This is a genomic window from Pseudolysinimonas sp. (assembly GCF_044239695.1).
In the GTDB taxonomy this organism is placed as follows: domain Bacteria; phylum Actinomycetota; class Actinomycetes; order Actinomycetales; family Microbacteriaceae; genus Pseudolysinimonas_A.
Window position 1 is genome coordinate 1 of record NZ_JBIIAW010000039.1, and the last position, 25,004, is coordinate 25,004.

Sequence of the window (25,004 nt, forward strand, 5' to 3'; positions counted from 1 at the left end):
CGCCCGTCACCACCTGCAGTTCGGCGTCGGGCGCCAGCACCGACACCGTGTGCGGCAGCAGCTCGGCGAGCCGGTCGTCGATCTCGACGGCCGTCACCCGGGCGCCGGCTTCGAGCAGCCCGAGGGTGAGCGATCCGAGACCCGGGCCGACCTCGAGCACCTCGTCGCCGGGCTCCACCTTCGCGGTCTTCACGATCTTGCGCACCGTGTTGCCGTCGACGACGAAGTTCTGCCCGAGTTTCTTGGTCGGCTGGAGGTCGAGCTGCGCGGCGAGGTCGCGGATCTCGGCCGGTCCGAGCAGGGCCATCAGCGACCCCCGACGGCAGGCGCGTCGAGAGCCGTGTCGTCCCAGCGCCCGTAGACCTCTTCGGTGTTCGAGGTGATCTGGGCGGCGAGCATCGACGCGTCGGTGCCGAGGTGATCCGCCATGAACCGCAGCGTATGCGGAATCAGGTACGACGAGTTGGGCCGCCCGCGCCACGGCGTCGGGGTCAGGTAGGGGGCATCCGTCTCGATCAGGATGTTGGCGCGGGGGATGACCTCGAGGGCGTCGCGCAACGGCCCGGCGTTCTTGAAGGTGACGGTGCCGGCGAACGAGAGGTACCAGCCCTCGGCGGCGACCTCGCGCGCGAACTCCGCGTCGCCCGAGAAGCAGTGGAACACCGTCCGCGCCGGGGCACCGACCCGGCGCAGCACCTTCAGCACATCGGCGTGCGCGTCGCGGTCGTGGATCTGCAGGGCGAGGTCGTGCTCCTTCGCGATCGCGATGTGCGCCTCGAAGGAGCGGATCTGCGCCTCCCGGCCGTCCTCGCCGGTGCGGAAGAAGTCGAGCCCGGTCTCGCCGATCGCCCGCACCCGCGGCCGGGCGGCGAGTTCCGCGATCCCGGCGAGGTGCTCGTCGAGCAGCCCGGCGGCCGCGAGCTCCGGCGCCTCGTTCGGATGCAGCGCCACCGCCGCGAGCACGCGCGGCTCGTGCGCGGCGATCTCGGCGCTCCACCGCGAGGTCTCGAGGTCGGTGCCGACCTGCACGACACCCCGCACCCCGACGCTCGACGCGCGGTCGAGCTGCTCCCGGAAGTCGAGCGACGAGACGCCGTCCTCGATCTCGAGGTGCGTGTGGTTGTCGTAGACGCCGACGACCAGCGGGTCCGGCAGCGGCGGGTAGTCGACGACCTTCTCGTCGGCGCCCCGAGCACGTGCCCGCAGGAAGGGTTCGGTCACGACGAAGCGGTCTCGGTCTCGAGTTCGATCCGCGGGAACAGGGGCTCGAGCGGCGACACCGTTCCGCCGCCCGTGCGATCCCAGGCGAGGTCGACGCGCTGCTCGGTGAGCGCCCCCGGCTCGCCGAGCGCCGCCCAGAGCTTCGCGGTGGCCTGCGGCATCACCGGCGAATAGAGCACCGCGAGGGTGCCGACGCCGTGCGCGAGGGTCGCGAGCACCTGGTCGAGGCGGCTGGACTGGGCGGAATCCTTCGCCAGCACCCACGGCGCCTGCTCGGTCACGTAGCCGTTGAGCGCATCCACGAGCGTCGCGATCGAGGCCAGCGCCTCGTGGATGGCGAGCTTGCCGATCGCCGCGTGGGCGGCATCCGTCACGCTCTTCTCCAGGTCGGTGATCGCGGCGTCGCGCTCGGCGGCGGGCACGACCCCGTCGCGGTACTTCTGCACCATCGCGATGACCCGGCTGCCGAGGTTGCCGAACCCGTTGGCGAGTTCGGCCTGGTAGCGCGCCGACAGGTCCTCCCACGAGAACGAGCCGTCCTGCCCGAAGGTGATCGCCGAGAGGAAGTAGTAGCGGAACGCGTCGGAGCCGAAGACATCCGTGATCTGGCTCGGGGCGATGCCGGTGAGCTTCGACTTCGACATCTTCTCGCCGCCGACGAGCAGCCAGCCGTGGCCGAACACCTGCTTCGGCACCGGGAGACCGGCGGCCATCAGCATCGCCGGCCAGATGACGGCGTGGAAGCGGGCGATGTCCTTGCCGACGAGGTGCGTCGCCGGCCAGCGGCGGCGGAAGTTCTCCGTGTCGCTGCCCCAGCCGATCGCGGTCACGTAGTTGAGGAGGGCGTCGAACCACACGTAGACGACGTGCGTCGGATCCCACGGCACCTTGATGCCCCAGTCGAAACTCGACCGCGAGATCGACAGGTCGTCGAGACCCTGCTTGACGAACTGGATGATCTCGTTGCGCACGCTCTCCGGCTGCACGAAGTCGGGCTGCTGCTCGTAGAGATCCAGCAGCGCCTGACCGAAGTCGCTCATGCGGAAGAAGTAGTTCTTCTCCTTGAGGATCTCCACCGGCCGCGAGTGGATCTTGCAGAGCTTCTGCCCCGCGTAGTCGCCGACCTCGGTCTCCATCAGGTCGTCGAGCTGCTTGTACTCCTCGCAGCCGACGCAGTAGTACCCCTCGTAGACGCCCTCGTAGATGTGGCCCTCGTCGTACAACTGCTGCAGGAACTTCGCCACCGCGATCTCGTGCCGCTCGTCGGTCGTGCGGATGAAGTCGTCGTTCGCGACATCGAGGGTGTCGAGCACCGGCAGCCAGGCGTCGGCGACGAGCTTGTCGGCCCACTCCTTCGGGGTCACCCCGTTCGCGGCCGCCGTGCGCTCGATCTTCTGCCCGTGCTCGTCGGTGCCGGTCAGCAGCCAGGTGTCGTCGCCCGACTGGCGGTGCCAGCGCGCGAGCACATCCGCCGCGACCTCCGTGTACGCGTGCCCGATGTGCGGGACGTCGTTGACATAGAAGATCGGGGTGGTGATGTAGAAACCGCCGGGCTGTGACACGCGTGCCAGCCTAGCTTTCGGGCCGCCGTGTTACTCGGCGGCGAGTTCGGTCGGTACGCAACTCTCTGAAATCCGACCCTTCGTCGATCTCTCATCCACGAACCCGCCGATCTCCGAGAGTTAGGAACGACCCTTCGCCCGGATGGCCGCCTCGTAGAGGGCCTTGGCGTTCAGCCCGGTGGCGCCGGCGACATCCGCCGCAGCCTCCTTCATCCGGATGCCGCCCGCCGCCAGCTCGAGGACGGTCGCGACCGCCGTGGCGAGGTCCGCGGTCGCGGCGGCGGCCGGAGCGCCCTCGACGACGATCACGATCTCGCCGCGGGCGCCGTCGGCGAACTTCGCGGCGAGCTCTTCCAGGGTGCCGCGGGCGACCTCTTCGTACATCTTCGTGAGCTCGCGGCAGACGGCCGCGCGCCGCGTCGGGCCGAAGGCCTCGGCGAGATCCGTCAGCGCGTCGCCGATGCGGTGCGGGGATTCGAAGAACACGAGCGTGCGGGTCTCGGCGGCGAGCGGCCGCATCGCCGCGACCCGACCCTTGCGCGGCAGGAACCCCTCGAACGCGAACCGGTCGGTCGGCAGACCCGACAGCGCGAGGGCGGTCAGCACGGCGCTCGGTCCGGGCAGCGCCGTGACCGGCACCCCGGCGTCGATCGCGGCGGCGACGAGCGCGTAGCCCGGGTCGCTGACGGTCGGCATGCCGGCATCCGACAGCACCAGCACGTCCTCGGTGCGCGCCAGCTCGACGAGCTCTGCCGCGCGCTCCCGTTCGTTGTGCTCGTGCAGGGCGACGAGCCGGGGCCGGTTCTCGATGCCGAGGCCGCGCAGCAGTTGCACCGTGACCCGGGTGTCCTCCGCAGCGACCGTTCCGATGCGTTCGAGCGTCTCGACGAGCCGACGGGACGCGTCGCCGAGGTTGCCGATCGGCGTCGCGCCCAGGATGATCATCCCGCCATTCTCCCGCCCTTACGATGACGGGATGACGGTGGTCGAGCTGCCCGGGTCGCGGCTCGACGACTGGTGGGGCCGGATGCAGAGCACCGAGGCCGCACGGAGGGCATGGCGCTGGGGCGGGCCCGCGGCCGTCACCGCGGTCGCCGCCGCGACGCGGCTGATCGGGCTCGGGCATCCCGACGTGCTCGTCTTCGACGAGACCTACTACGTCAAGGACGCGTACACCCTCTCCCAGCTCGGCTACGAGGGCAGTTGGCCCGCCGACCCGAACGTCGCGTTCAACGCGGGCGACCCGTCGGGGTTCCTTCCCGCGGCGTCGTTCGTCGCCCACCCGCCCGTCGGCAAGTGGATCATCGCCGCCGGCCTCGCTCTGTTCGGCGCCGACGACCCCTTCGGGTGGCGGATATCGGTGGCGGTCGTCGGCATCCTCCTCGTCGTGCTCACCATGGGGATCGCGCACCTGCTGTTCCGGCGCCCGCTGCTCACCGTGATCGCGGGCGGGCTGCTCGCGATCGACGGCAACGCGATCGTGATGAGCCGGGTCGCTCTGCTCGACACGATGCTCGCGTTCTTCGCGCTGCTCGGGGTGCTGTTCGTCCTCCTCGATCGGGGGTTCGCGAAGCGGCGCCTCGAAAGATGGGTGGATGCCCGCGGCACCTCGGGCTGGGGACCGGTGCTGGCCTGGCGCCCCTGGCTGCTCGCTGCCGCCGTCGCCTTCGGCCTCGCGACCGGGGTCAAGTGGAGCGGTGCCTACTTCCTGGCGATCTTCGGCGTCTACGTGGTGGTGAGCGAACTGCTGCTGCGCCGGAAGGCCGGCATCGAGTTCTGGGCGACCGGCGGGCTGCTGAAGCAGGCGCCCGTCACGTTCCTGCTGCTCGTGCCGCTCGCCGCGGCCGTCTACCTGGCGTCGTGGACCGGCTGGTTCGTCACCGACGGCGGCTACCACCGCCACTGGATCGAGAGCGGCGGCGAGGCGTGGACCGACGGACTCGCCTGGGTGCCGACCTGGTTCCAGAACTGGTGGCACTACGAGGTGGCCGTGTACAACTACCACGTCGGCGAGTCGACGCCCCACGGCTACCAGTCGAATCCGCTCACCTGGCTGTTCCTCGTGCGGCCGACGAGCATGTACTACCAGGGCTTCTCAGACGGCAGCATCCAGACGATCCTCGGCATCGCCAACCCGCTCATCTGGTGGGCGTCGACGGCGGCGGCCGTGTACCTGGTCGTGCGGGTCGCCCTGCGGCTGCGGCGCCGCGAGGCGGTCTCATCGGAGGTGCTGATCCTCGTGGGCCTCGCGGCGGGGTATCTGCCCTGGCTGCTGTACCTGCACCGCACCGTGTTCACCTTCTACACGATCGCGTTCGAGCCGTACCTGATCCTCGCGCTGACGGCCGCGCTCGGGATGCTGCTGGGCACCGCGGCCGACCCGGAACGCCGCCGGGTGGCCGGCATCCAGGCCGTGGGGATCTTCCTCGGCGTGAGTCTGGCGCTGAGCGCGTTCTTCTTCCCGATCTGGACGGCGATGTCGGTGCCGGACTGGTTCTTCCGCATCCACCTGTGGCTGCCGTCCTGGCTCTGAGTTTTCGTTGCCTTCGGCCGGCTACGTCGCAGTAGCATGATGGCACCCACTTCTCCCCGGCGCGTTCCCTGGCGCGAAAATCTGTAACACGCCTGGAATATGACGCGTCCTAGAATCTCCGCGGGGGATCCGCAGATCACGAAGGACCCCCGATGACGCGTCGTCGCCGTTTCGCAGCCGGTTTCGCGGCTCTCCTGGCACTCACCGGCACGCTCGTGTTCGGCGGTGCCATCGTCGCCAGCGCCGATGCGGTCATCAACTTCGGCGGCGCAACACCCGCGCAGGGGTCGACGAGCATCTGGACGCCCACCGCCTACGTGCTCGAAGGCACGACCACAAACACTCTCTACACCGACACGGTCGACGTCTTCGACTGGTCGAGCGGCGCGGGCGTGCTGATTTCCTCCTGCGCGGGGCTCGATCCCTCGAGCGGCACCTGGTCATGTTCCGCGACGCTCAGCGCAGGATTCAAGGACCTCCGGGTGTTCCAGGCGACCAACTCCGATACCCGCACCTTCACCCTCAACCCGCCCGCGCCGACCGTCGACCAGGCCGACGGAATCGTCGTCCCCTACGGCGAACCGGTGACCTTCACCGGCACCAACTCCTGGACCGGCGGCAGCGTGAGCGTCACGGTCTTCGAGCGGGCGATGACCTGCGCAGACTCGGACGTGAGCGACGGCACCTGGTCGTGCGAGATGGGCCTCGACGACGACCCCGTCGAGGGCACGTTCACCCTCCGCGTGCTCCACCAGGCCACGGGCGCGTCGAGCGCGGTCACCGAGATTACGTTCATCGTCGAGGACGCCAACGACCTTCGGATCACGTCGCCAGCGCAGGAGGACGAGGTCGTGTGGTCGGCCGACGGCATCACCGTCTCCGGCACGTCGCCGAGCGCGACCGAACCGGTCGACGTCTACCTCGACGGCGAGTTCTTCATGTGCACGGCCGCCCCCGCGCTGAACTGGTCGTGTGACACGCCGGCGATCGACCTCGGCGACCACTTCTTGACCGCCCAGCAGGTCGGGTTCACCGACGACCAGGTCGACATCACCGTCATCCTGCCCACCCCTGACGTCGACCAGACCGGCTTCACCCACGTGCGGGGCACCCAGTACTCCGACTTCTCCGGCGGATCGACCTACCCGGGCGCCACCGTCCACGTCGTCGTCGAACTGGGCGACTCGGTGACCGAGGAATGCCAGGACGACGACGACGGCTCGGGATGGGCGTGCCAGGTCGACCTGCTCGGCTACAACGACCTCGGCACCTACAACGTGTACATCTGGCAGGAGATCCCGGACGAGGCCACCAGCTTCTCGCTCACCTACACGCTGGAGATCGTCCCGCCCGCCACACCGACGCTCACCTGCGGATTCAGCCCGAACGGCGGCTTCGCGGCGAGCGGCGCTCAGGCTCTCGACAATTTGTCCGTCGCCGAGATCCTGTCGTACACCGGCGAAGTGTCCGGCCCCAACACGGACGAGTTCGGCCCTCGCGGGTACTGCGGCGACAACGCGGGCTTGCCCTTCACCCAGGGCTCCACCTACGAGTACGACACGCTCCCCGGATGCAGCCCGTCGAACTGCTCCTTCTCCGGGCTCGCGCCGGGGGACTACGAGGCGTACTACACGGTGAGCGACGGGCTCTCGGGGTACGACTACGAGCCGCACCACTTCCTGTTCCGCATCCCCCCGGCCGCATCGATCACGACGACGGCGAGCACGGTCAACTCCGTCATTCTGAGGGGGAACGGCACTCCCGGCGACCTGCTGCGCGTGGAACGCTCGAGCGGAGCCCAGCTGTGCGCGACGACGGTCACCGGGGCGGGAACCTGGGCCTGCCAGTTCCCGAAGTCGTCGGCCTCCTCGGCACGGGTGATCGACATCGATGCGCAGTCCGGCGGCATGTCGGCCTACTCGGCTGCGCGCGCCATCCCGGTCTTCGTCCCGACCCTGACAGTGGTTCCCGAGGAGCCGATCGCCCTGGTGAACTGGTTCCTGGAGTTCGGCGGCGACCTCATGGACCTCAAGCCGGGTGACTCCTTCACCCTCAACGTCTCGGGCATGCCGGAGGGCACCGAGATCGAGGTCTGGATGCACTCGACGCCGAGGCTCATCGGCACGGCGACCGGCACCGGCGCCCCGATGGCGCTGCAGCTGACCGTTCCGGAGGACATCGAGTCCGGACCCCACGAGATCGAGATGATCGGCGTCACCCCGCTCGGCACGCAGTACTTCTTCACCTCGGATGCGATGGTCACCGGCGGCGCCCTCCCGACCGAGGCGGTCACGGACGAGCCGGTGCTCGACGAGGGCGAGGGCGGTGGCTCGGCCGACCGCACCGATCCTGCCGCGCCCAGCGCGCTGAGCGACGGGCTCGCGCCGCTCTCGGCGATCGCGGCGAATCCGGCGACGATCGCCATCGCGGGTGGCCTCGCCCTCGCGCTGCTGTTCCTCGTCGCCCTGCCGACGGAGCTGCTCAACTCGTCACTGTCGTCCAACACCTCGCGACTCGGCCGGGTCTACGGCGCGATCGACGGCGGGATGACGAAGGCGCAGGACTGGCTGATCGGGGTGACCCGCTCCCGTGCGATCGCCGCCGCCATCCTGACCGTCGTCATCGCGATCATCTACGGCTTCGTCGACCCGGACTTCGGATTCGACGTCGTGTCGCTGCGGCTCGTGCTCTCGCTCGCGATCGCCTTCTTCATCCTGAGCTTCGTCGCGTCCTGGATCTCCGGCATGATCATCCGCCGGGCCTGGGGGGCGATGGGCGTCGTCGCGATGCAGCCGTCGATCATCCTGTTCGCCGTCGTCGGCGTGATCGTGGCGCGCATCCTCGAGTTCTCGCCCGGCTTCCTGATCGGGATCGCGATCGGCCTCGAACTGCTGCAGGCGTCGAAAACGGTCACCGCGAAGGCGGTGTTCGTGCAGCTCGGTGTCGTCACCGGACTCGCGCTGGCGGCCTGGGTGGTCTACTCGTTCTTCACCCCGGGCGACGACTTCCTCGGGATGCTCGTCGAGGACACGATGGTCGCCGTGACGGCGGAAGGCCTCACCGGTGCACTGATCGCCGTGTTCCCGCTGAAGTTCCTCGACGGTCGCGAACTGTGGGAGGTGTCGAAGCGACTCTGGGTCGCCGCGTTCCTCATCGTGTCGACGGCGTTCGCCCTGCTCGTGCTGCCGACGGCGGTCGAGGGCACGGATGTCGCCGACTACGGCGTCTGGCTCCTCGTGTTCGCGGTGTTCGGTCTGGTGTCGCTCGCCGTGTGGATCATCTTCGTCCGGGCCGACGCGAAGGCGGCCGCCGCCGAGCAGAAGAAGGTCGACGCGTAACCGCAGGAAACACGGCGTAACGGGCCGATAATCTGGCGGGATGGCTGACAGAGAGTACGGGTTCAAGACGCGCGCCATCCATGCGGGCAACATCCCGGATGCGGTGAGCGGGGCCCGGGCCCTGCCGATCTACCAGACGAGCGCCTTCGTCTTCGACGACACCGCGGATGCCGCGGCCCGCTTCGCGCTGCAGAAGTACGGCAACATCTACAGCCGCGTCGCGAACCCCACGGTCGCCTCGTTCGAGGAGCGCATCGCCTCGCTCGAGGGCGGCCTCGGCGCCGTCGCCACGTCCTCGGGCCTCGGCGCCGAGTTCATCACCTTCGCCTCGCTCGCCGGCGCGGGCGACCACATCGTCTCGGCCGCCTCCCTCTACGGCGGCACCGTCACCCAGCTCGACGTGACCCTGCGCCGGTTCGGCGTCGAGACGACGTTCGTCACCGGCACCGACCCGGAGGACTACGCGGCGGCGATCACCGACCAGACGAAGCTCATCTTCACCGAGTCGATCACCAACCCGTCAGGCGACATCGCCGACCTCGAGGGTCTCGCCGAGGTCGCGCACGCGCACCACCTGCCGCTCATCGTCGACTCGACGGTCGCGACCCCCTACCTCAACCGTCCGATCGAGTGGGGGGCGGATGTCGTCATCCATTCGGCCACCAAGTTCCTCGGCGGCCACGGCACGACCCTCGGCGGAGTCGTCGTCGAGTCGGGTCGCTTCCACTGGGCGAACGAGCGCTTCCCGCTCTTCGACACCGAGGTCGCCCACTACGGCGGACTCAACTGGCACGGCAACTTCGGCGAGTACGCGTTCCTCACCCGCCTCCGGGCCGAGCAGCTGCGCGACATCGGCCCGGTGCTGGCGCCGCACTCCGCCTGGCTGCTCGCGCAGGGCGTCGAGACCCTCCCCTACCGGATGCAGGCGCACGTCGACAACGCTCGCGCCGTCGCGGAATGGCTGGATGCCGATGACCGCATCGAGTTCGTCAACTGGGCCGGCCTGCCGCAGCACCCGCACTTCGAGCGCGCGGCGAAGTACTTCCCGAAGGGCCCGGGCTCGGTCTTCTCGTTCGGCGTGAAGGGCGGTCGGGATGCGGGCCGCACGTTCATCGAGAGCGTCAACCTCGCCTCGCACCTCGCCAACATCGGCGACGCGAAGACGCTCGTCATCCACCCCGGTTCGACGACGCACGCCCAGCTCACCGAACAGCAGCTCGTGGATGCCGGCGTGCTCCCGGGCCTCGTGCGCATCAGCGTCGGCATCGAAGACGTCGACGACATCATCGACGACCTCGACCAAGCGCTCGCCGCCGCGGTGAAGGGATAATCGGGTCATGTCGACCGCGACTCCCGACCTCGAGACCGTCCAGCTCTCCAACGGGCTGACCTGCGACATCCCGGCATCCTCGCCGCTCGCCAAGCTGCTGAAGTCGAAGCGCACCTGGGTCGGGCCGTCCGCGAAGGACCGGTTGAAGATCCTCCAGGAGGCGAAGACCGTCGCGATCGTCGGCGCGTCGCCGAACCCCGCGCGGTCGTCGTACTTCGTCGCCACCTACCTCCAGCAGTCGAGCGACTACGAGCTCTACTTCGTCAACCCGAACGCCGACGAGATCCTCGGGCAGAAGGTCTATAAGACTCTCGCCGATCTGCCCGTCGTGCCCGACATCGTGGACGTGTTCCGCCGGGCGAGCGACATCCCCGCGGTGATGGACGAGGCGATCGCGATCGGCGCGAAGACCGTCTGGGTGCAGCTGGGCATCTGGAACGAGGATGCCGCGTACTACGGCGAGGAGAAGGGCCTGACCGTCGTCATGGACCGCTGCCTCAAGGTCGAGCACGCCCGCTTCCACGGCGGCCTGCACCTCCTCGGTTTCGACACCGGGCAGATCACCTCGCGCAAGACCCTCCGCTGACCCGCGACGTTACGGCAGGTTGCGCGCGACGGTGACCGCCCGGGGATGCCGGGCTACCGTGACTCGCATGACCACCTCGCTGCCCTCGCCGCTCGTCTCGGCGCAGTGGCTCGCCGACCACCTCGGTGCCGACGACCTTCTCGTCGTCGACGCGTCGGTCGTGACGTTCACCCAGCCCAACGGCAAGCCGGGATCATTCAGCGGGCACGAGCAATACATCGCCGACGGTCACGTGCCGGGGGCGGTGTTCGCCGATCTCATCGAGGAGTTCTCCGACCCCGAGGGCCGGTATCCGTTCACCCGTCCCGACGCCGAGCGCTTCGCGGCCGCGGCGGGTGCCGTGGGCATCGGACCGGACACGACCGTCGTCGTCTACGACACCGCGCTCGGCCAGTGGGCGGCGCGGTTCTGGTGGCTGCTGCGCGCCTTCGGTCACGACTCCGCCGCGGTGCTCGACGGCGGTCTCACCGCCTGGACCGCCGACGCGCGACCGGTGGAGCGGGGTCACGTGGAGCCGACGCCGACGGTGTTCGCGGCGACCGAGCGCTCCGACGCCTGGGTCGACAAGGCCTACGTCGAACGCATCGTCGCCGGCGTGGAGTCCGCCGAGCTGATCTGCGCCGTCCCGCCGAAGGAGTTCACCGGCGAGGCGCCGAGCCGCGAGCGCGCGGGCGTGATCCCCGGTTCGCGGTCACTGCCGGCCGCACGACTCGTCGACCGCGACGCACGCACGGCGCTCCCGGACGCCGACCTGCAGGAGCTGTTCGCGCCGATCGGCGAAGCCCCGCGCGTCGTGACCTACTGCAACGGCGGGATCGCCGCAGCCGCCGCCGCGCTGCACCTGGTGCGGCTCGGCGAGACCGAGGTCGCGATCTACGACGGCTCGCTCAACGAGTGGGCCGCCGATCCCGACGCTCCGCTGGTCACGGCGGGCAGCGGGACGGTCAGCCGATCTCGTTGAGCAGCCCGTTGTCGACGACGGGCGACTGGATGCCCTCACCGGCCGTCACGACGTTCTCGTTGCCCTGCACGTTGACGGTGTCGATCGTCGACTCCGCCACGATGACGTTCTCCTCGCCCCGGATGACGACGTCGCCGATGCTGACCGCCGAGATGTCGGCGCCCTGACCTTGGATCTCGACGGTACCGACGGTCTCGCCCACGAGATCCGCACCGTCGCCGCGGATGACGAGTTCGGCGATCGAGGTGAAGGTGAGCCGGATGCCGCTGCCCTCGAGGGTGACGGTGCCGCACTCGCCGACGACGTAGTTGCCCGGACGGTCGATCAGCAGGCTGACGCAGTCGAGTTCGTCGGCGGGGTCCGGCGCCGCGTCGGTGACGGTGGGCTCCGGCGTCGCGATCGTCTCGGTCGGCGCGGGGCCCCCTCCGCCCCCCTCGGAGAGGAAGTCGCTCGTGCAGCCCGCGAGCAGCACGGCCGCGAGGCCGATGCCGAGCAGCCCTACGGCACGGATGCGTCCGGCGGCCTGACCTTCCGCGAGCTGTCGAACCTTCATACGGCGAGCCTATCGGCGAGGGCCGCCCCGTCGGTGATCGGCAAGTCGCAGACGAAGTGCTCGCAGAGGTAGGCGGTGTCGACCCCGTCCTGACCGATGCGGGCGGCGAACAGTTCGAACCCCTCCGCGGCGAAGGATGCGGCGGCCGACTCGGTCACGAGGGCGAGCACGCGAGAAGGGCCACCCCACCGCCGGGCGACGTCCGCCAGCGGGGTCCCGCCCTCGCCGACCACGACGAGCTGGCTCACCGGTCGCCCGAGCCGGGAACCGATGGCGAGCGCGGCCCCGAACGAGAGCGGCTGGGCGGGGGCGAGCGGCAGCGCCGGGGCGATCGCCCGCTCCGCGATCCGGTGATGGGCGTCGTCACCGCTGAGCGCGGCGAGCAGCAGCGCGGCGTCGGCGAGCAGGGCTCGTCCCGACGGCGTCGCCCCGTCCGACACCTCGGCGGGAAGAGCCAGCCCGCGCGCCACGAGCACCGGGTCGGCCCCCGACGGCGCGGTGACGTCATCGCCCGCCACGCACGATTCGACGAGCGCCCGGGCGATCACCGCGTAGCGCGGCTCGCCGAGAGCGAGGGCGAGCCGCAGCAGTCCCCCGGCGAGGCCGCCGTAGTCTTCCAGCGTCGCGACGGCAGTGGAGGTGCGGCCGTCGAGGGATGCCCGCCGCAGCGGCGCCGCGTCCCCGTGGGTGGCGAGCACAGCATCCGCCGCCTGCCGCGCCGCGTCGATCCAGTCGGTGCGGGCGAAGCGCACCCCGGCGTCGGCGAGCGCGCCGATGGCGAGCCCGTTGAGCCCGGTGAGCACCTTGCCGTCGAGCGGCGGGGGCGGTAGGGCGGCGCGGGCCGCGGCGTCGAGGGCGTAGTAGCCGCCCTCGTTCCGCATGCCATCGATGACGCTCTCGCTGTCCTGCCCGGAGGCGAACCCGCCGGGCACGGCGAGCACCTCGATCAGGAACGACGCGATCCCCGTCGCCGTCGCCTCGTCGCCCACGGCCGCGTAGGCGGTGAGCAACTGGGCGTTGTCGGTCAGCATCCGCTCGTAGTGGGGCTCCGACCAGTCGCGGTGCACGGCGTAGCGGAAGAATCCGCCCTCGACGGCGTCCCGCAGCGGCGAGACCGCCATCGCGGCGAGGGTGCGCTCGGCGAGGTCGCGCGCCGAGGCGCCACCGTGCTCGAGGAGGAACCTGAGCGCCGGGGTGGTGGGGAACTTCGGCGCGGTGCCGAAGCCGCCGAACTCGTGGTCTTCGTGGCCGAGCATGGTCTGCACGGCGTCGTCGAGCGCCGCGCGCGGCAGCCCGTCCTGCTGCGCAACAGGACGATCGGCGGTGAGCGCGGCGACGAGCGACGACGCCGTCTCCTCCACCCCGTCGCGGCGCTGCGTCCAGGCGTCGGTGATCGCGTCGAGCACCTCGCGGAAGGCCGGCATCCCCTGCACCGGGCGCGGCGGGAAGTACGTGCCCGCGTAGAACGCCGCACCGGCGGGCGTCGTGAACACGGTGAGCGGCCAGCCGAGCGAGGGGGTGAACGCGCTCGCCGCGGCGAGGTAGGCCGCATCCACGTCGGGATGCTCCTCACGGTCGACCTTGATCGCGACGAACCCCGCGGCGAGCTGCTCCGCGACTTCCGGGTCGGAGAAGCTCTCGCGCGCCATCACGTGGCACCAGTGGCAGGTGGCGTACCCGATCGAGATGAGCACCGGCACATCCCGACGGGCGGCCTCGGCGAATGCGGCCTCGCTCCAGGGCCACCAGTCGACCGGGTTGTCGGCGTGCGAGCGGAGGTACGGACTCGTGGAATCGCGCAACCGCTCGGCCATAGGCTCACCCTATGACGGGCCCCTCCGCATCCCCCGTGACCGTCACCTACCTGGGCGGACCGACCGTGCTGCTGGAGTACGCCGGGCTGACGATCCTCACCGACCCCACCTTCGACGACCCGCGCTCCTACCCCGACCCCGGGTCGACGACGCTCGTGAAGACGCACGCCCCCGGGCTGACGGTGGATGCCCTCCCCCCGATGCATCTGATTCTGCTCAGCCACCACGACCACCCCGACAATCTCGACGACGCCGGCCTCGCCCTGGTGCGGTCCGGCATCCCGACCCTGACGACGCCGCACGCGGCCGCCGCGCTCGCCCTGCCGCAGGTGCGCGGGTTGGAGCCGTGGGAGGCGACGGCGCGGCGGGGCTTCACCGTGACGGCGGTGCCCGCGTCGCACGGCGCCGGCGACATCGTGGGCCCGGTGACGGGGTTCGTGCTCGAAGCGCCCGGGGCGCCGACCGTCTACGTGAGCGGCGACAACTCCGAGCTGGATGCCGTCGGCGAGATCGCCGCCCGGTTCCCGTCGATCGACCTCGCCGTGCTCTTCGCGGGGGCGGCACGAGTGCCCGAGATCGACGCGGCCCTGACGCTGACGTCGGCCGACGCCGTCGCTGCCGCGCGGATACTCGGGGCCCGCGCCGTCGTCGGCGTGCACACCGAGGACTGGGAACACTTCAGCGAGAGCCGCGCCGACCTCGAGACGGCGTTCGCGGCCGCGGGGGTGGCCGATCTGCTGGTGGCCACCCCGCGCGGCGCGCGCATCGCGCTCTAGAAGGTCGCGGTCTCGGGGTCGGAGCCGACCCGGTTGCCGGCGTCGAGGGCGTCGATCGCCGCCATCTGCTCGGGCGAGAGCTCGAAGCCGAAGACGTCGATGTTGGCCCGCATGCGATCCGACGAATTCGATTTCGGGAAGACGATGATGCCGCTCTGCAGGTGCCAGCGGATCACGACCTGAGCCGGGGTCACCCCGATCGCCGCGGCGGTCTCGGCGATCGCCGGCATCCCGAACAGGTCGTACTTGCCCTGCCCGAGCGGGCCCCAGGCCTCGATCGCGATGCCGTGCTCGGCGCCGAAGGCGCGCAGCTCCCGCTGCTGGAACGTCGGGTGCAGCTCGAGCTGGTCGATCGCCGGCACGGTGGAGGATCCGGCGATGATCTTCTCCAGATGCGAGCGGTGGAAGTTGGAGACGCCGATCGAGGTGGCCTTGCCGGCATCCCGGATCTGCTCCATCGCCAGCCAGGTCTCGAGGTAACGGTCGAGGTCGGGACGCGGCCAGTGGATGAGGTAGAGGTTCACACTGTCGAGCCCGAGCTTCTCGAGCGAGAGGTCGATCGCGTCGAAGGCCGACTGGGTGCCCTGGTCGGAGTTCCACAACTTCGTGGTGATGAAAAGCTCGTCACGGGGAATGCCCGACTTCGCGATCGCGCGGCCCACTCCCTCCTCGTTGCCGTAGATCGCGGCGGTGTCGAGGTGCCGGTACCCGGCCTCGAGGGCATCGCTGACGATCCGCTCGGTCTCGTCGGGGTCGACCTTGAAGACGCCGAAGCCGAGCTGGGGGATGTCGTGGCCGTCGTTGAGCTTCACGGTGGGGATGCTGGGGGTCATTCCTCCAGCCTAGAAGGGAGCACCTGACGACTTCTTGTAGAAGACGGCGGAGTCGGTGTACCCAAGGGAGAGGTAGAAATCGCCCGCACGGCGGCTCGCGAGCGACACGTAGCCGGCCCCGCGTCCGGCCGCCCACGCCTCCGCCCCCGCCATCAGGGCGGCACCGATCCCGGACCGCCGACGATCCGGGGCGACCATGACTTCCTCGATCCCGGCGACCGGCCCGTTGGCGAAGAAGGTCGGATGCTCGCTCGCCAGCAGATACCCGACGACAGCGTCGTCCTCGGCAACCAGCACCAACACGTCGTCCCGCGCCAGCAGCTCCGGCAACAGGCGGTCGAAGGCCGCGCGCTCGGGCCGAAACGATGTCGCGAAATCCCGCACGAGCGCCCACACGGCGTCGGCATCCGCCACCGTCGCGGTGCGCACGACGGTCATCGCGGCTCTGCCCCCGTCGCGAGTGGTCGGTCGGAATCGTTCGACCACGCGCTCCACGACCCGGGGAAGAGCGCGGGCGAGAAGCCGGCGAGAGTGAGCGCGAGCACCTCGTGCGCGGCCGTGACGCCCGACCCGCAGTAGGCGGCGACCGGGCCGCCCGGGTTCGCGCCGAGGTCGAGGAAGCGCTGGCGCAGCACGTCGGGCGCCAGGAACCGGCCGTCGGCGTCGACGTTCGCGGCGGTCGGCGCACTCACCGCACCGGGGATGTGGCCGGCACGCGGGTCGATCGGCTCGACCTCGCCCCGGTAGCGCTCCGCCGCGCGGGCGTCGAACAGGGTGCCGAACTCCGGGAACGCAGCGGCCTCGTCGATGTCGAGCGACGGCATGACGCCGCGACGCAGGATGACGTCGCCCGGCATCGGCACGACCTCCCCCGTCTCGAGTTCGTATCCGGCCGCCCGCCAGGCGCCGAGCGCACCGTCGAGCACGCGCACGTCGTCGATGCCGCCATCGCGCAGCATCCACCAGGCGCGCGCCGCCGACATGTTGTTCAGGTCGTCGTAGACGACGACGGTGCGGCCCCGGCGGACGCCCCAGCGGCGGGCGGCGGCCTGCACGGCGGACTGAGACGGCAGCGGGTGCCGCCCCGCCGTCGCGGGTCGCCCGTGGTCGGCGAGTTCCGCGTCGAGGTCGACGTAGATGGCGCCCGGGATGTGGCCGGCCAGGTAGTCGGGGCGTCCGTCGGGCCGGTCGAGCCGCCAGCGCACGTCGAGGAGGTGCACGGCGCCGAGCACCTCGTGCAGCTCCGCGGGGGTGATCAGGAGCGGCGTCGTCATACTGCTCAGGCTACGGGGGTTGACGCCCGACCTCCCGAGGTCTAACGTACAACCAAATGGTTGTACAAAGTGAGTTGAGCGACGCGGACGTCGACAAGATCTTCCACGCCCTGTCCGACGCGACCCGTCGCGACATCGTGCGCCGCACCCTCACCGGGGAAGCCTCGGTGAGCGAACTGGCCGGTGCCTACGCGATGTCGTTCGCCGCCGTGCAGAAGCACGTTGCCGTGCTGGAAGGGGCCGGACTCGTGACCAAAGAGAGCCGCGGACGGGAGCGCCTCGTGCGCGCCGACCCCGACATCCTCGCCCGCGCTCGAGCGCTGCTCGACGCCTACGCCGACCTGTGGCGCGGCCGCATCGATCGACTCGATGCCGTGCTCGCCGCCGACGACTGACACCCACGAAAGGAACACCGCCATGCCCGTCACGTCCATGACCACCGACCCCGAGGCGCTCACGATGACCCTCGTGAGCGACTTCCCCGTACCTGTGGAACGCCTCTGGGGCGCCTTCGCCGACCCGCGGAAACTCGAGCGCTTCTGGGGCCCGCCCGGCTACCCGGCGACGTTCGGCGGCTACGACCTGCGCCCGGGCGGCGTCGCCCACTACTGGATGACGAGCCCCGAGGGCGAGCGGTTCTTCGGCCGCTGGGACTTCGAAGAGGTCGAGGAGCCGCTCCGCATCGTCGCGCGGGATGCCTTCGCCGACGCCGACGGCGAGATCGACGCCTCGATCCCGGCCGGACGCATGACCCTCACCTTCGAGAGCACGGCGGTCGGCTCGCGTGTCACCGTCGTGTCGGCCTCGCCGACGGCGGAGGCTCTCGAACAGGTGATCGCGATGGGCCAGGTGGAGGGGATGACCCAGGCTTTCGGCCAGCTCGACACCGTGCTCGCCGACCTGCGCGAGTACGCGCTGGGCAAGGGCACCATCACCGAGATCCTCGACGACACCCACGTGAAGATCACCCGCGCGTTCGAGGCGCCGCGCCACCTGCTCTGGCGGGCGCACACCGAGCCCGAGCTCATGACGCGCTGGCTGCTCGGACCGGATGGCTGGGTCATGACGATCTGTGAGAACGACCTGGTCGTCGGCGGCTCCTATCGCAACGCGTGGGCGCCGGAGGACCCGACCCAGGGCGAACCGTTCGGCTTCGAAGGCGAGAACCTGGTGATCGATCCCGAGCGGCGCATGGTCACCACCGAGCGGATGACCGGGCTCGACGCCCCCGGCACCGTCAACGACCTCACCTTCGACGAGGCCGACGGCGTCACGCTGATGACCCTCTACATCACCTACGCCGACGCCGCCCAGCGCGACATGATCCTCGCGACCGGGATGACCGACGGCATGGAGGCCTCGTACCAGCGCCTCGAGCGGGAACTCGTCGACGCCTGACGCGGATCGGTGGGAGACCTAAGCTGAACGGCTGATGTCTCCCACCGATCTCGTCATCACCTACCCGCCGGAGCTGCCCGTCAGCGCCGTGCGGGACGAGATCGCGCGCGTCATCGCCGAGAATCAGGTCGTCATCGTCGCCGGGGCGACCGGCTCGGGCAAGACCACTCAGCTGCCGAAGATCCTGCTCGAACTCGGTCGCGAGAAGATCGGCCACACCCAGCCTCGGCGCATCGCGGCCCGCAGCGTCGCCGAGCGCATCGCGTCGGAGCTGAAGGTCGAGCTCGGCGGCGTGGTCGGCTATCAGGTGCGTTTCGACGACCGGGCCGGCCGCGACACCCGGGTGAAGCTGATGACCGACGGCGTGCTGCTCGCGGAACTCCAGCGTGACCGCGATCTGAGACGCTACGACACGATCATCATCGACGAGGCGCACGAGCGATCGCTGACGATCGACTTCCTGCTCGGCTACCTCGCGCAGCTCCTCCCCCGGCGCCCCGACCTCAAGGTGATCGTGACGTCGGCGACGATCGACCCGGAGTCGTTCGCGAAGCACTTCGCCGCGCCCGACGGCACCCCCGCTCCGATCATCGAGGTGAGCGGTCGCACCTATCCGGTCGAGATCCGCTACCGGCCGCTCGTCTCCGAGAAGATGGCACCCGACGACGAGGGCGAACCCGTCGAAGACCTCGACTACCTGCAGGGCATCGCCGCCGCCCTGGACGAGCTGGCCCGCGAACCCGAGGGCGACGTGCTGGTGTTCCTGTCGGGCGAGGCCGAGATCCGCGACGCCCAGGACGCCCTCAGCAGCCGGCCGCACACCGAGATCGTGCCGCTCTACGGGCGCCTGAGTGCGGCCGAGCAGCACCGCGTCTTCGACACGAAGCGGCAGCCCGGCATCCGCCGTCGGGTCGTGCTCGCGACCAACGTCGCCGAGACGAGCCTCACGGTGCCGGGCATCAAGTACGTCGTGGATGCCGGCCAGGCCCGCATCTCGCGCTACAGCCCGCGCGCGAAGGTGCAGCGGCTGCCGATCGAGGCGATCTCGCAGGCCTCGGCGAATCAGCGCGCCGGCCGGGCCGGCCGTACGAGCGACGGCATCGCGATCCGCCTCTACGCCGAAGACGACTTCACCCGGCGGCCGGAGTTCACCGACCCCGAGATCTTGCGCACCGACCTTGCCGCGGTCATCCTGCAGATGATGGCGCTCGGGCTCGGCGACATCATGGCGTTCCCGTTCCTGCAGCCGCCCGACAAGCGCGGGGTGCGCGACGGGCTCGACCTGCTGAGCGAACTCGGCGCCGTCGAGGGTGCCCGGCTCACCGCCACCGGGCGGATGCTGACCCAGCTCCCCGTCGACGTGCGCTTCGCCCGCATGCTCGTCGAGGCGAAGCAGCACGGCGTGGTGCGCGAGGTGGCGGCGATCGTCGCGGGCCTGAGCATCCAGGATCCGCGCGAGCGGCCGGTCGAGAAGCGGCCCCAGGCCGACCAGCAGCACGCCCGCTTCGTCGACCCGACGAGCGACTTCATCACCCTCCTCAACCTCTGGAACCACCTGGAGAAGGAGCAGAAGGAGCGTTCGAGCAGCGCGTTCCGGCGGATGTGCAAGGCCGAGTACCTCAACTACCTGCGCATCCGCGAGTGGCAGGACCTCTACCGGCAGCTCATCCGAGCCGCGAAACCGCTCGGCATCGTGCCGGGCGAGAGATCCACCGACGCCGCGGGCATCCATCGGTCGTTGCTCGCCGGGTTGCTCTCCCGACTCGGGATGCGCGATCGCGAGAAACGCGACTACCTGGGTGCCCGCGGGCAGCGGTTCATGCTGTTCCCCGGCTCGTCGCTCGCGAAGAAGACCCCCGAGTTCGTGATGGCCTCCGAGTTGGTCGAGACTTCGCGCCTGTTCGCCCGAACCGTCGCGGCGATCGATCCGGCGTGGGCCGAGAAGCTCGCGGGCGACCTCGCGAAGCGGTCGTACTCCGAGCCGCACTGGGAGAAGAAGCAGGGCTCCGCCGTCGCCTGGGAACGGGTGACGCTGTTCGGTCTGCCGATCGTCGCCCGCCGCAAGGTGCAGTTGGGGCGGATCGACGCGGTCGAGGCGCGCGAGCTGTTCCTGCGGCACGCCCTGATCGAGGGCGACTGGCCGTTCGCCATCGCGAAGAACGGCCTCTACGACTTCGACCGCGCCAACCGCGCCCTGCGGGACGAACTCGCCGAGGTCGAGGAGCGCACCCGCCGCCGCGACATCCTCGCCGACGACGAGGCGGTGATCGAGTTCTACGACGCCCGCATCCCGCGCCAGATCACCGACGTGCGTTCGTTCGAACGATGGTGGAAGGATGCGCGCCGCGAGCAACCCGCGCTGCTCACACTGACCCGCGCCGACCTCCTCGACGAGGAGGACGAGGAGTCCCTCGACCCCGACGCCTTCCCCGACCGCCTGCACGACCTCGCGCTGCGCTACCGCTTCGAGCCCGGCGCCCCCGACGACGGCGTCACCGTGGAGATCCCCGTCGAGCGCCTCGCCGCCGTCGATGCCGCGCCGTTCGAGTGGCTCGTCCCCGGCCTGCGGGAGGAGCTGGTGACCGCGCTGCTGCGGGCGCTGCCGAAGGCGATCCGCAAGAACGTGGTTCCGGCCGCCGACTGGGCGCGGCGGTTGCTCCCCACCCTGAACCCCGAGGGCGCGCTGCTGCCCGAACTCGCCGCCGCGATCCGCGCCGCGACGCACACGGTCGTCGATCCCGCGGCGTTCGAGCTCGAGCGGATGCCGGCCAACCTGCGCATGACGTACGCCGCGGTGGATCGCGACGGCAAGCGACTCGGCACCTCGAAATCGCTCGACGAACTGCGCGCGCGATTCGCCGAGAAGACCCGGGCGACCGTGGCCCGCGTCACCGCGCAGGCGACCCCGGGGCGCGAACTCGAGCGCGCGGGGCTGACGTCCTGGGATCTCGACGCCCTCCCCCCGGTGGTCGAGGCGGGCGGAGTGCGCGGCTACCCGGCGCTCGTCGACGCCGGCGCCTCGGTGGGCGTGAAGGTGTTCGCGACCGAGGAGGAGGCCGCGACCGCGCACCCGCGCGGCGTGCTGCGGCTGCTCGCCCTGACGGTCCCGAATCCGGTCAGCTACGTCCGCGAGCACCTGACGGGAGCCGAGAAGTTGGCTCTCGCAGCGAGCCCGTACCCGTCCACCGCGGCACTCTGGGACGACGCGCTGCTCGCCACCCTGGCCGCCGCCGTCCGCGACCGGTCCCCGCGCGACGCGGCCTCCTTCGAAGCCCTCCGCATCGAGGTGTCGGCTGGACTGGTCGACGCCCTCTTCGACACCGTCGCGCTGATGGCGAAGGTGCTCACCGACGCGCGGGAGGTCGACAAGGCGATCTCGTCGGCATCCTCACTCGCGTTCATGGGGCCGTTGACCGACGCGCGGTCGCAGCTGGCGGGGCTCGTGCATCCCGGGTTCGCCGGGATCGCGGGGCTGACCCGGCTACGACGCATGCCGGTGTACCTCGCGGGGCTGCTGCACCGGGTGACGAGGCTGTCCGAGAACCCCGGCCGCGATCGCGCCTGGCAGACCGAGGTGGAGCAGGCGACGACGCTCTACCTCGACCACCAGGGCAAGCTGCCGCTCACCGCCGGTACCCCGGCGCGCCTCGCCGAGGTGCGGTGGATGCTCGAGGAGCTGCGGCTGTCGCTGTTCGCGCAGCACCTCGGAGCCGCCGGGCCGGTCTCGGTGCAACGGATCCGCAAGGCGCTGACGGGCTGACAACGGCCCGGCATGATGGACGGGTGAGTGATTTCAACACCCGGGTGATCGACGAGTTCCGCGCGAACGGCGGAGCCGTGCACCAGTTCGGCACCGACCTCGTGCTGCTGCACACGGTCGGCGCGCAGAGCGGGGCGGAGCGCCTCCACCCGGTGCTGGCGATCCGCGACGGCGACGGGTGGCTCATCGTGGCGTCGAAGGCCGGGGCGCCCGAGCATCCCGCCTGGTTCCACAACCTCGTAGCTCAGCCCGACGCGACGATCGAGGTCCCCGATCTGCGCGGCGGCATCGACACCGTGCCGGTGCGGGCGACCGTGCTCGCCGACACGGAGCGCGACGCCGCGTGGATCCGGTTCGTCGACCGCTCCCCCGGCTTCGACCAGTACAAGCAGCGGGCGGCCGGGCGGCAGATCCCCGTCCTGCGCCTCGCCCCGCGCTGAGGTGATCAGATGAACCGCCTCGGGCTGCTCGGCGGGATGAGCTGGGAGTCGACAGCTCTCTACTATCGCGCGATCAACGAGGGCGTCGCGGAGCGGCTCGGCGGCTACCACTCCGCCGACCTGCTGATGGCGAGCGTCGACTTCGCCGAGATCGAGCGGATGCAGGCCGCCGACGACTGGGCCGGCGCGACGACGCTGCTCGGCGCCCGCGCCCGCTCCCTCGCCGACGCCGGGGCGGACCTGCTGGTGCTGTGCACCAACACGATGCATCTCGTCGCCGACGGGATCGAGGCGGCCGCCGGCATCCCGCTGCTGCACATCGCCGACCCGACGGGCGCGGCTCTCGTCGCCGCCGGCCACCGCACGGTCGGGCTGCTGGGCACGCGCTTCACGATGGAGCGCGACTTCTACCGCTTACGGCTCGAGCAGCGGTTCGGGCTCGAGGTCGTCGTCCCGGGGAACGACGATCGCGACACGGTGCACCGCGTCATCTACGAGGAACTCGTGCACGGCGTCGTCACCGACGCGTCGCGCGCCGAGTACCGGGCCGTGATCGACCGCCTGGTGCGCGCCGGAGCCGACTCCGTCATCCTCGGCTGCACCGAGATCACGCTGCTCGTCGGAGCCGACGACTCCCCCGTGCCGGTGTTCGACACGACGGCGTTGCACGCGAGGGCCGCGGTGGACGCGGCCCTCGCGGGCTGACGCGTCAGGCCTTCTTCGCGCCCGACGCCGCGGAAGCGTTCGACTCGTACGACGTGTTCGTCGACTCGAAGAAGTTCACCAGCTGCAGGGTGTCGTTGGCCGTCGCCATCCACTTGGCCGGGTTCGTGACGTTGTACTCGGTCTCGAAGCCGAGCTCCTCGAGCCGGCGGTCGGCGAGGTACTTCACGTACTGGTTGATGTAGTTGGCGTTGAGGCCCAGGATGCCGTTCGGCAGGAGGTCGCGGTTGTACTCCTCCTCCATCTCGACGGCGTCGAGGATCATCTGGCGGATCTCGTTCGCGAACTCCGGGGTCTGCAGATCGGGGTTCTCGTCGAGCACCGTGAGGATGAGGTTGATCCCGAACTTCAGGTGCAGCGACTCGTCGCGCACGACCCAGTCCATGAGCGAGCCGAAGTTGCGCAGCAGGTTCCGCTGACGGAACGAGAGCGCCACCATGAAGCCCGAGTAGAACCAGATGCCTTCGAGGATGATGTTGTAGGCGACGAGGTTGCGGATGAAGTCCTGCTTGCCCTCCGTCGTCGTGATGTCGAGGGTCTGCTCCGTCATGCGACGGATGAAGGAGATCTCGAACTCCTCCTTGCGGGCCATCGACGGCACGTCGACGTGGGAGTTGTAGGCCTCGTTGCGGTCGATCGGGAACGTCTCGAGGACGTACTCGAACGACATGCAGTGGTTCGCCTCCTCCCACATCTGCTTCGCGAGGTAGAGGTGCGCCTCGGGAGCGTTGATGTAGGGATAGACCCCGAACGCGAGCGCCTTGTTGACGAGCAGCTCGTTGGGGTTGAAGTACGACATGAGGAACGTGATCGCGTGGCGTTCCTCATCCGTCATCTTCTTGAAGTCGGCGATGTCTTCGCCCAACTGGATCTCGTTGGGGAACCAGGTGTTCGCGACAGCCTGGTCGTAGAGGTCCATCGCCCACTGGTAGGTGACGGGCTTGAGCAGCAGGCCTTCTTTGATGCCTGTTCCGAGAATTCCCATGGTTATTGGCAGCTTTCGCACTGGAGGTCGTCCATCGGATCGACGGGGACGGCGTAGCCGTCCACCGCGTCGACCGATGCGGTCGGGTAGGTGTCGAACGGGCCGGTCACTTGAGGCCTCCGAATCCGCGGCGCGCGGGCGCAGACGTGGTCGAAGCGGCTGCACCCTCGACGGGGGCTTCCGCCTTCGACTCGATCTCCTCGGTCTTGTTGACCTTCACCGTCGACTGCTCGGCGGTGTGACGCGGCTTCATGTGCAGGTAGTAGGTCGTCTTCACGCCCCGCTCCCACGCCGCGTAGTAGATGTCCATCATGTCGCCGAGGTCACGCGTCTCGAGGTACATGTTGCGGCTGATCGACTGGTCGATCCACTTCTGCGCGCGCGCCGCGACCTCGAGGAACGAGTACGGCGAGAGCTGGAACGACGTCTTGAAGACGGCCTTGACGTCGTCCGGGATGGACTCGATGTTCTGGATGTCACCCTGCGACCGCAGGATCTGCTCCCGCGTCGAGGCCCACAGCCCGCGCTCCTGCAGCGCCTCGACGAGGTTGCGGTTCACCTCGAGGAACTTGCCGTTGCTCGTCGAGCGGCTGAAGATCTGCGAGAACTGCGGGTCGAGACCCGGCGTGGTGCCGGCGACGAGACCGATGGATGCCGTCGGCGCGATCGCCATCAGGGTCGCGTTGCGCATGCCGCCCTTGACCTTGACGCGCAGGGCGTCCCAGTCGAGGCGCGTCTTCCGGTTGACCTTGATCTCGACGCCGCGGTCGGCCTCGGTGAGGGCGATCGAGTCGAACGGCACGAGACCCTGCGACCAGCGGCTGCCCGCGAAGTTGTCGTACGCCCCGCGCTCCTGGGCGAGGTCGGCCGACTCGTCGATCGCCGCGTAGGAGACGTGCTCCATGATCTCGTCCATG

The 25,004-nt window shown here is 70.0% G+C and carries 21 protein-coding genes and 1 pseudogene; 11 read left to right on the forward strand and 11 right to left on the reverse strand.

Annotated features, from left to right (window positions below):
- The 4 genes from ACILQS_RS07845 to rsmI form a co-directional block, all read right to left on the reverse strand.
- The coding region (locus ACILQS_RS07845) for an rRNA adenine N-6-methyltransferase family protein (protein ID WP_395639565.1) at window positions 1-307 on the reverse strand (307 nt) is incomplete at its 3' end.
- Window positions 307-1,221, reverse strand: a complete 915-nt coding sequence (locus tag ACILQS_RS07850) for a TatD family hydrolase (protein WP_395639566.1) — start codon at window positions 1,219-1,221, stop codon at window positions 307-309. The genes ACILQS_RS07850 and ACILQS_RS07845, both read right to left, overlap by 1 nt.
- Window positions 1,218-2,783 (reverse strand): methionine--tRNA ligase, encoded by a 1,566-nt coding sequence (gene metG / locus ACILQS_RS07855; protein ID WP_395639567.1) that lies wholly within the window; start codon window positions 2,781-2,783, stop codon window positions 1,218-1,220. The genes ACILQS_RS07850 and metG overlap by 4 nt, the downstream gene beginning before the upstream one ends.
- 120 nt (window positions 2,784-2,903) lie before the next feature.
- Window positions 2,904-3,728: a 16S rRNA (cytidine(1402)-2'-O)-methyltransferase gene (gene rsmI, locus ACILQS_RS07860; RefSeq protein WP_395639568.1), complete on the reverse strand. Its 825-nt coding sequence runs from the start codon at window positions 3,726-3,728 to the stop codon at window positions 2,904-2,906.
- Window positions 3,729-3,759: 31 nt separating this feature from the next.
- Between rsmI and ACILQS_RS07865 the strand changes: the two genes are divergently transcribed.
- The 5 genes from ACILQS_RS07865 (at window position 3,760) to ACILQS_RS07885 (ending at window position 11,531) form a co-directional block, all read left to right on the forward strand.
- Entirely contained in the window at window positions 3,760-5,316 is a 1,557-nt protein-coding gene (locus tag ACILQS_RS07865) for a dolichyl-phosphate-mannose--protein mannosyltransferase (RefSeq protein WP_395639569.1), read from the forward strand.
- A gap of 152 nt (window positions 5,317-5,468) precedes the next feature.
- On the forward strand, window positions 5,469-8,654 hold the full coding sequence (locus tag ACILQS_RS07870) for a hypothetical protein (protein ID WP_395639570.1): 3,186 nt from the start codon (window positions 5,469-5,471) through the stop codon (window positions 8,652-8,654).
- Between the two features lie 40 nt (window positions 8,655-8,694).
- Window positions 8,695-9,984 carry an O-acetylhomoserine aminocarboxypropyltransferase/cysteine synthase family protein gene (locus tag ACILQS_RS07875; protein ID WP_395639571.1) on the forward strand — a complete coding sequence of 430 codons (1,290 nt, stop codon included), beginning with the start codon at window positions 8,695-8,697 and terminating at the stop codon, window positions 9,982-9,984.
- Window positions 9,985-9,991: 7 nt separating this feature from the next.
- Window positions 9,992-10,570, forward strand: a complete 579-nt coding sequence (locus ACILQS_RS07880) for a CoA-binding protein (protein WP_395639572.1) — start codon at window positions 9,992-9,994, stop codon at window positions 10,568-10,570.
- A gap of 67 nt (window positions 10,571-10,637) precedes the next feature.
- Window positions 10,638-11,531, forward strand: coding sequence for a sulfurtransferase (locus ACILQS_RS07885; RefSeq protein ID WP_395639573.1), 894 nt, complete (start codon window positions 10,638-10,640; stop codon window positions 11,529-11,531).
- On the opposite strand, the gene ACILQS_RS07890 is transcribed toward ACILQS_RS07885, so the two are convergent.
- The gene (locus ACILQS_RS07890; RefSeq protein WP_395639574.1) at window positions 11,515-12,084 is read right to left on the reverse strand and encodes a hypothetical protein; all 570 of its coding nucleotides are present in this window, start codon (window positions 12,082-12,084) and stop codon (window positions 11,515-11,517) included. The two genes, ACILQS_RS07885 and ACILQS_RS07890, sit on opposite strands and share 17 nt — an antisense overlap.
- Window positions 12,081-13,898: a thioredoxin domain-containing protein gene (locus ACILQS_RS07895; RefSeq protein ID WP_395639575.1), complete on the reverse strand. Its 1,818-nt coding sequence runs from the start codon at window positions 13,896-13,898 to the stop codon at window positions 12,081-12,083. The genes ACILQS_RS07890 and ACILQS_RS07895 overlap by 4 nt, the downstream gene beginning before the upstream one ends.
- 11 nt (window positions 13,899-13,909) lie before the next feature.
- Here ACILQS_RS07895 and ACILQS_RS07900 point away from each other — a divergent pair, with 11 nt between their 5' ends.
- Window positions 13,910-14,674, forward strand: a complete 765-nt coding sequence (locus ACILQS_RS07900) for an MBL fold metallo-hydrolase (RefSeq protein ID WP_395639576.1) — start codon at window positions 13,910-13,912, stop codon at window positions 14,672-14,674.
- On the opposite strand, the gene ACILQS_RS07905 is transcribed toward ACILQS_RS07900, so the two are convergent.
- From ACILQS_RS07905 to ACILQS_RS07915, 3 genes are read right to left on the reverse strand one after another with little or no spacing between them, the layout of a single operon-like run.
- Window positions 14,671-15,507 (reverse strand): aldo/keto reductase, encoded by an 837-nt coding sequence (locus tag ACILQS_RS07905; protein ID WP_395639577.1) that lies wholly within the window; start codon window positions 15,505-15,507, stop codon window positions 14,671-14,673. The two genes, ACILQS_RS07900 and ACILQS_RS07905, sit on opposite strands and share 4 nt — an antisense overlap.
- 9 nt (window positions 15,508-15,516) lie before the next feature.
- Window positions 15,517-15,945 (reverse strand): GNAT family N-acetyltransferase, encoded by a 429-nt coding sequence (locus tag ACILQS_RS07910; protein ID WP_395639578.1) that lies wholly within the window; start codon window positions 15,943-15,945, stop codon window positions 15,517-15,519.
- Window positions 15,942-16,781, reverse strand: coding sequence for a sulfurtransferase (locus tag ACILQS_RS07915; RefSeq protein ID WP_395639579.1), 840 nt, complete (start codon window positions 16,779-16,781; stop codon window positions 15,942-15,944). Before ACILQS_RS07915 ends, ACILQS_RS07910 begins: the two co-directional genes overlap by 4 nt.
- A 56-nt stretch (window positions 16,782-16,837) precedes the next feature.
- Here ACILQS_RS07915 and ACILQS_RS07920 point away from each other — a divergent pair, with 56 nt between their 5' ends.
- From ACILQS_RS07920 to ACILQS_RS07940, 5 genes are read left to right on the forward strand one after another with little or no spacing between them, the layout of a single operon-like run.
- Window positions 16,838-17,176, forward strand: coding sequence for an ArsR/SmtB family transcription factor (locus ACILQS_RS07920; RefSeq protein WP_395639580.1), 339 nt, complete (start codon window positions 16,838-16,840; stop codon window positions 17,174-17,176).
- 22 nt (window positions 17,177-17,198) lie between these two features.
- Window positions 17,199-18,179, forward strand: coding sequence for an SRPBCC domain-containing protein (locus tag ACILQS_RS07925; RefSeq protein WP_395639581.1), 981 nt, complete (start codon window positions 17,199-17,201; stop codon window positions 18,177-18,179).
- Between the two features lie 34 nt (window positions 18,180-18,213).
- Complete coding sequence (hrpA, locus tag ACILQS_RS07930; RefSeq protein WP_395639582.1) at window positions 18,214-21,939, forward strand: ATP-dependent RNA helicase HrpA; 3,726 nt, start codon at window positions 18,214-18,216, stop codon at window positions 21,937-21,939.
- Between the two features lie 23 nt (window positions 21,940-21,962).
- Entirely contained in the window at window positions 21,963-22,379 is a 417-nt protein-coding gene (locus ACILQS_RS07935) for a nitroreductase/quinone reductase family protein (protein ID WP_395639583.1), read from the forward strand.
- 9 nt (window positions 22,380-22,388) lie between these two features.
- Complete coding sequence (locus ACILQS_RS07940) at window positions 22,389-23,084, forward strand: aspartate/glutamate racemase family protein (RefSeq protein WP_395639584.1); 696 nt, start codon at window positions 22,389-22,391, stop codon at window positions 23,082-23,084.
- Between the two features lie 4 nt (window positions 23,085-23,088).
- Here ACILQS_RS07940 and ACILQS_RS07945 read toward each other — a convergent pair whose 3' ends face one another.
- Complete coding sequence (locus ACILQS_RS07945) at window positions 23,089-24,087, reverse strand: ribonucleotide-diphosphate reductase subunit beta (protein WP_395639585.1); 999 nt, start codon at window positions 24,085-24,087, stop codon at window positions 23,089-23,091.
- 106 nt (window positions 24,088-24,193) lie between these two features.
- Window positions 24,194-25,004: pseudogene (locus ACILQS_RS07950) on the reverse strand (ribonucleoside-diphosphate reductase subunit alpha); the annotation flags it as partial.

Bases quoted from the DNA above. Each gene is read 5' to 3' on its own strand.
- ACILQS_RS07895 (WP_395639575.1), bottom strand. From the start codon at position 13,898: ATGGCCGAGCGGTTGCGCGATTCCACGAGTCCGTACCTCCGCTCGCAC.
- hrpA (WP_395639582.1), top strand. From the start codon at position 18,214: ATGTCTCCCACCGATCTCGTCATCACCTACCCGCCGGAGCTGCCCGTC.
- ACILQS_RS07925 (WP_395639581.1), top strand. From the start codon at position 17,199: ATGCCCGTCACGTCCATGACCACCGACCCCGAGGCGCTCACGATGACC.
- rsmI (WP_395639568.1), bottom strand. From the start codon at position 3,728: ATGATCATCCTGGGCGCGACGCCGATCGGCAACCTCGGCGACGCGTCC.
- ACILQS_RS07890 (WP_395639574.1), bottom strand. From the start codon at position 12,084: ATGAAGGTTCGACAGCTCGCGGAAGGTCAGGCCGCCGGACGCATCCGT.
- ACILQS_RS07900 (WP_395639576.1), top strand. From the start codon at position 13,910: ATGACGGGCCCCTCCGCATCCCCCGTGACCGTCACCTACCTGGGCGGA.
- ACILQS_RS07870 (WP_395639570.1), top strand. From the start codon at position 5,469: ATGACGCGTCGTCGCCGTTTCGCAGCCGGTTTCGCGGCTCTCCTGGCA.
- ACILQS_RS07940 (WP_395639584.1), top strand. From the start codon at position 22,389: ATGAACCGCCTCGGGCTGCTCGGCGGGATGAGCTGGGAGTCGACAGCT.
- ACILQS_RS07875 (WP_395639571.1), top strand. From the start codon at position 8,695: ATGGCTGACAGAGAGTACGGGTTCAAGACGCGCGCCATCCATGCGGGC.
- ACILQS_RS07885 (WP_395639573.1), top strand. From the start codon at position 10,638: ATGACCACCTCGCTGCCCTCGCCGCTCGTCTCGGCGCAGTGGCTCGCC.
- ACILQS_RS07945 (WP_395639585.1), bottom strand. From the start codon at position 24,087: ATGGGAATTCTCGGAACAGGCATCAAAGAAGGCCTGCTGCTCAAGCCC.
- ACILQS_RS07880 (WP_395639572.1), top strand. From the start codon at position 9,992: ATGTCGACCGCGACTCCCGACCTCGAGACCGTCCAGCTCTCCAACGGG.
- ACILQS_RS07865 (WP_395639569.1), top strand. From the start codon at position 3,760: ATGACGGTGGTCGAGCTGCCCGGGTCGCGGCTCGACGACTGGTGGGGC.
- ACILQS_RS07910 (WP_395639578.1), bottom strand. From the start codon at position 15,945: ATGACCGTCGTGCGCACCGCGACGGTGGCGGATGCCGACGCCGTGTGG.
- ACILQS_RS07920 (WP_395639580.1), top strand. From the start codon at position 16,838: ATGGTTGTACAAAGTGAGTTGAGCGACGCGGACGTCGACAAGATCTTC.
- ACILQS_RS07905 (WP_395639577.1), bottom strand. From the start codon at position 15,507: ATGACCCCCAGCATCCCCACCGTGAAGCTCAACGACGGCCACGACATC.
- ACILQS_RS07915 (WP_395639579.1), bottom strand. From the start codon at position 16,781: ATGACGACGCCGCTCCTGATCACCCCCGCGGAGCTGCACGAGGTGCTC.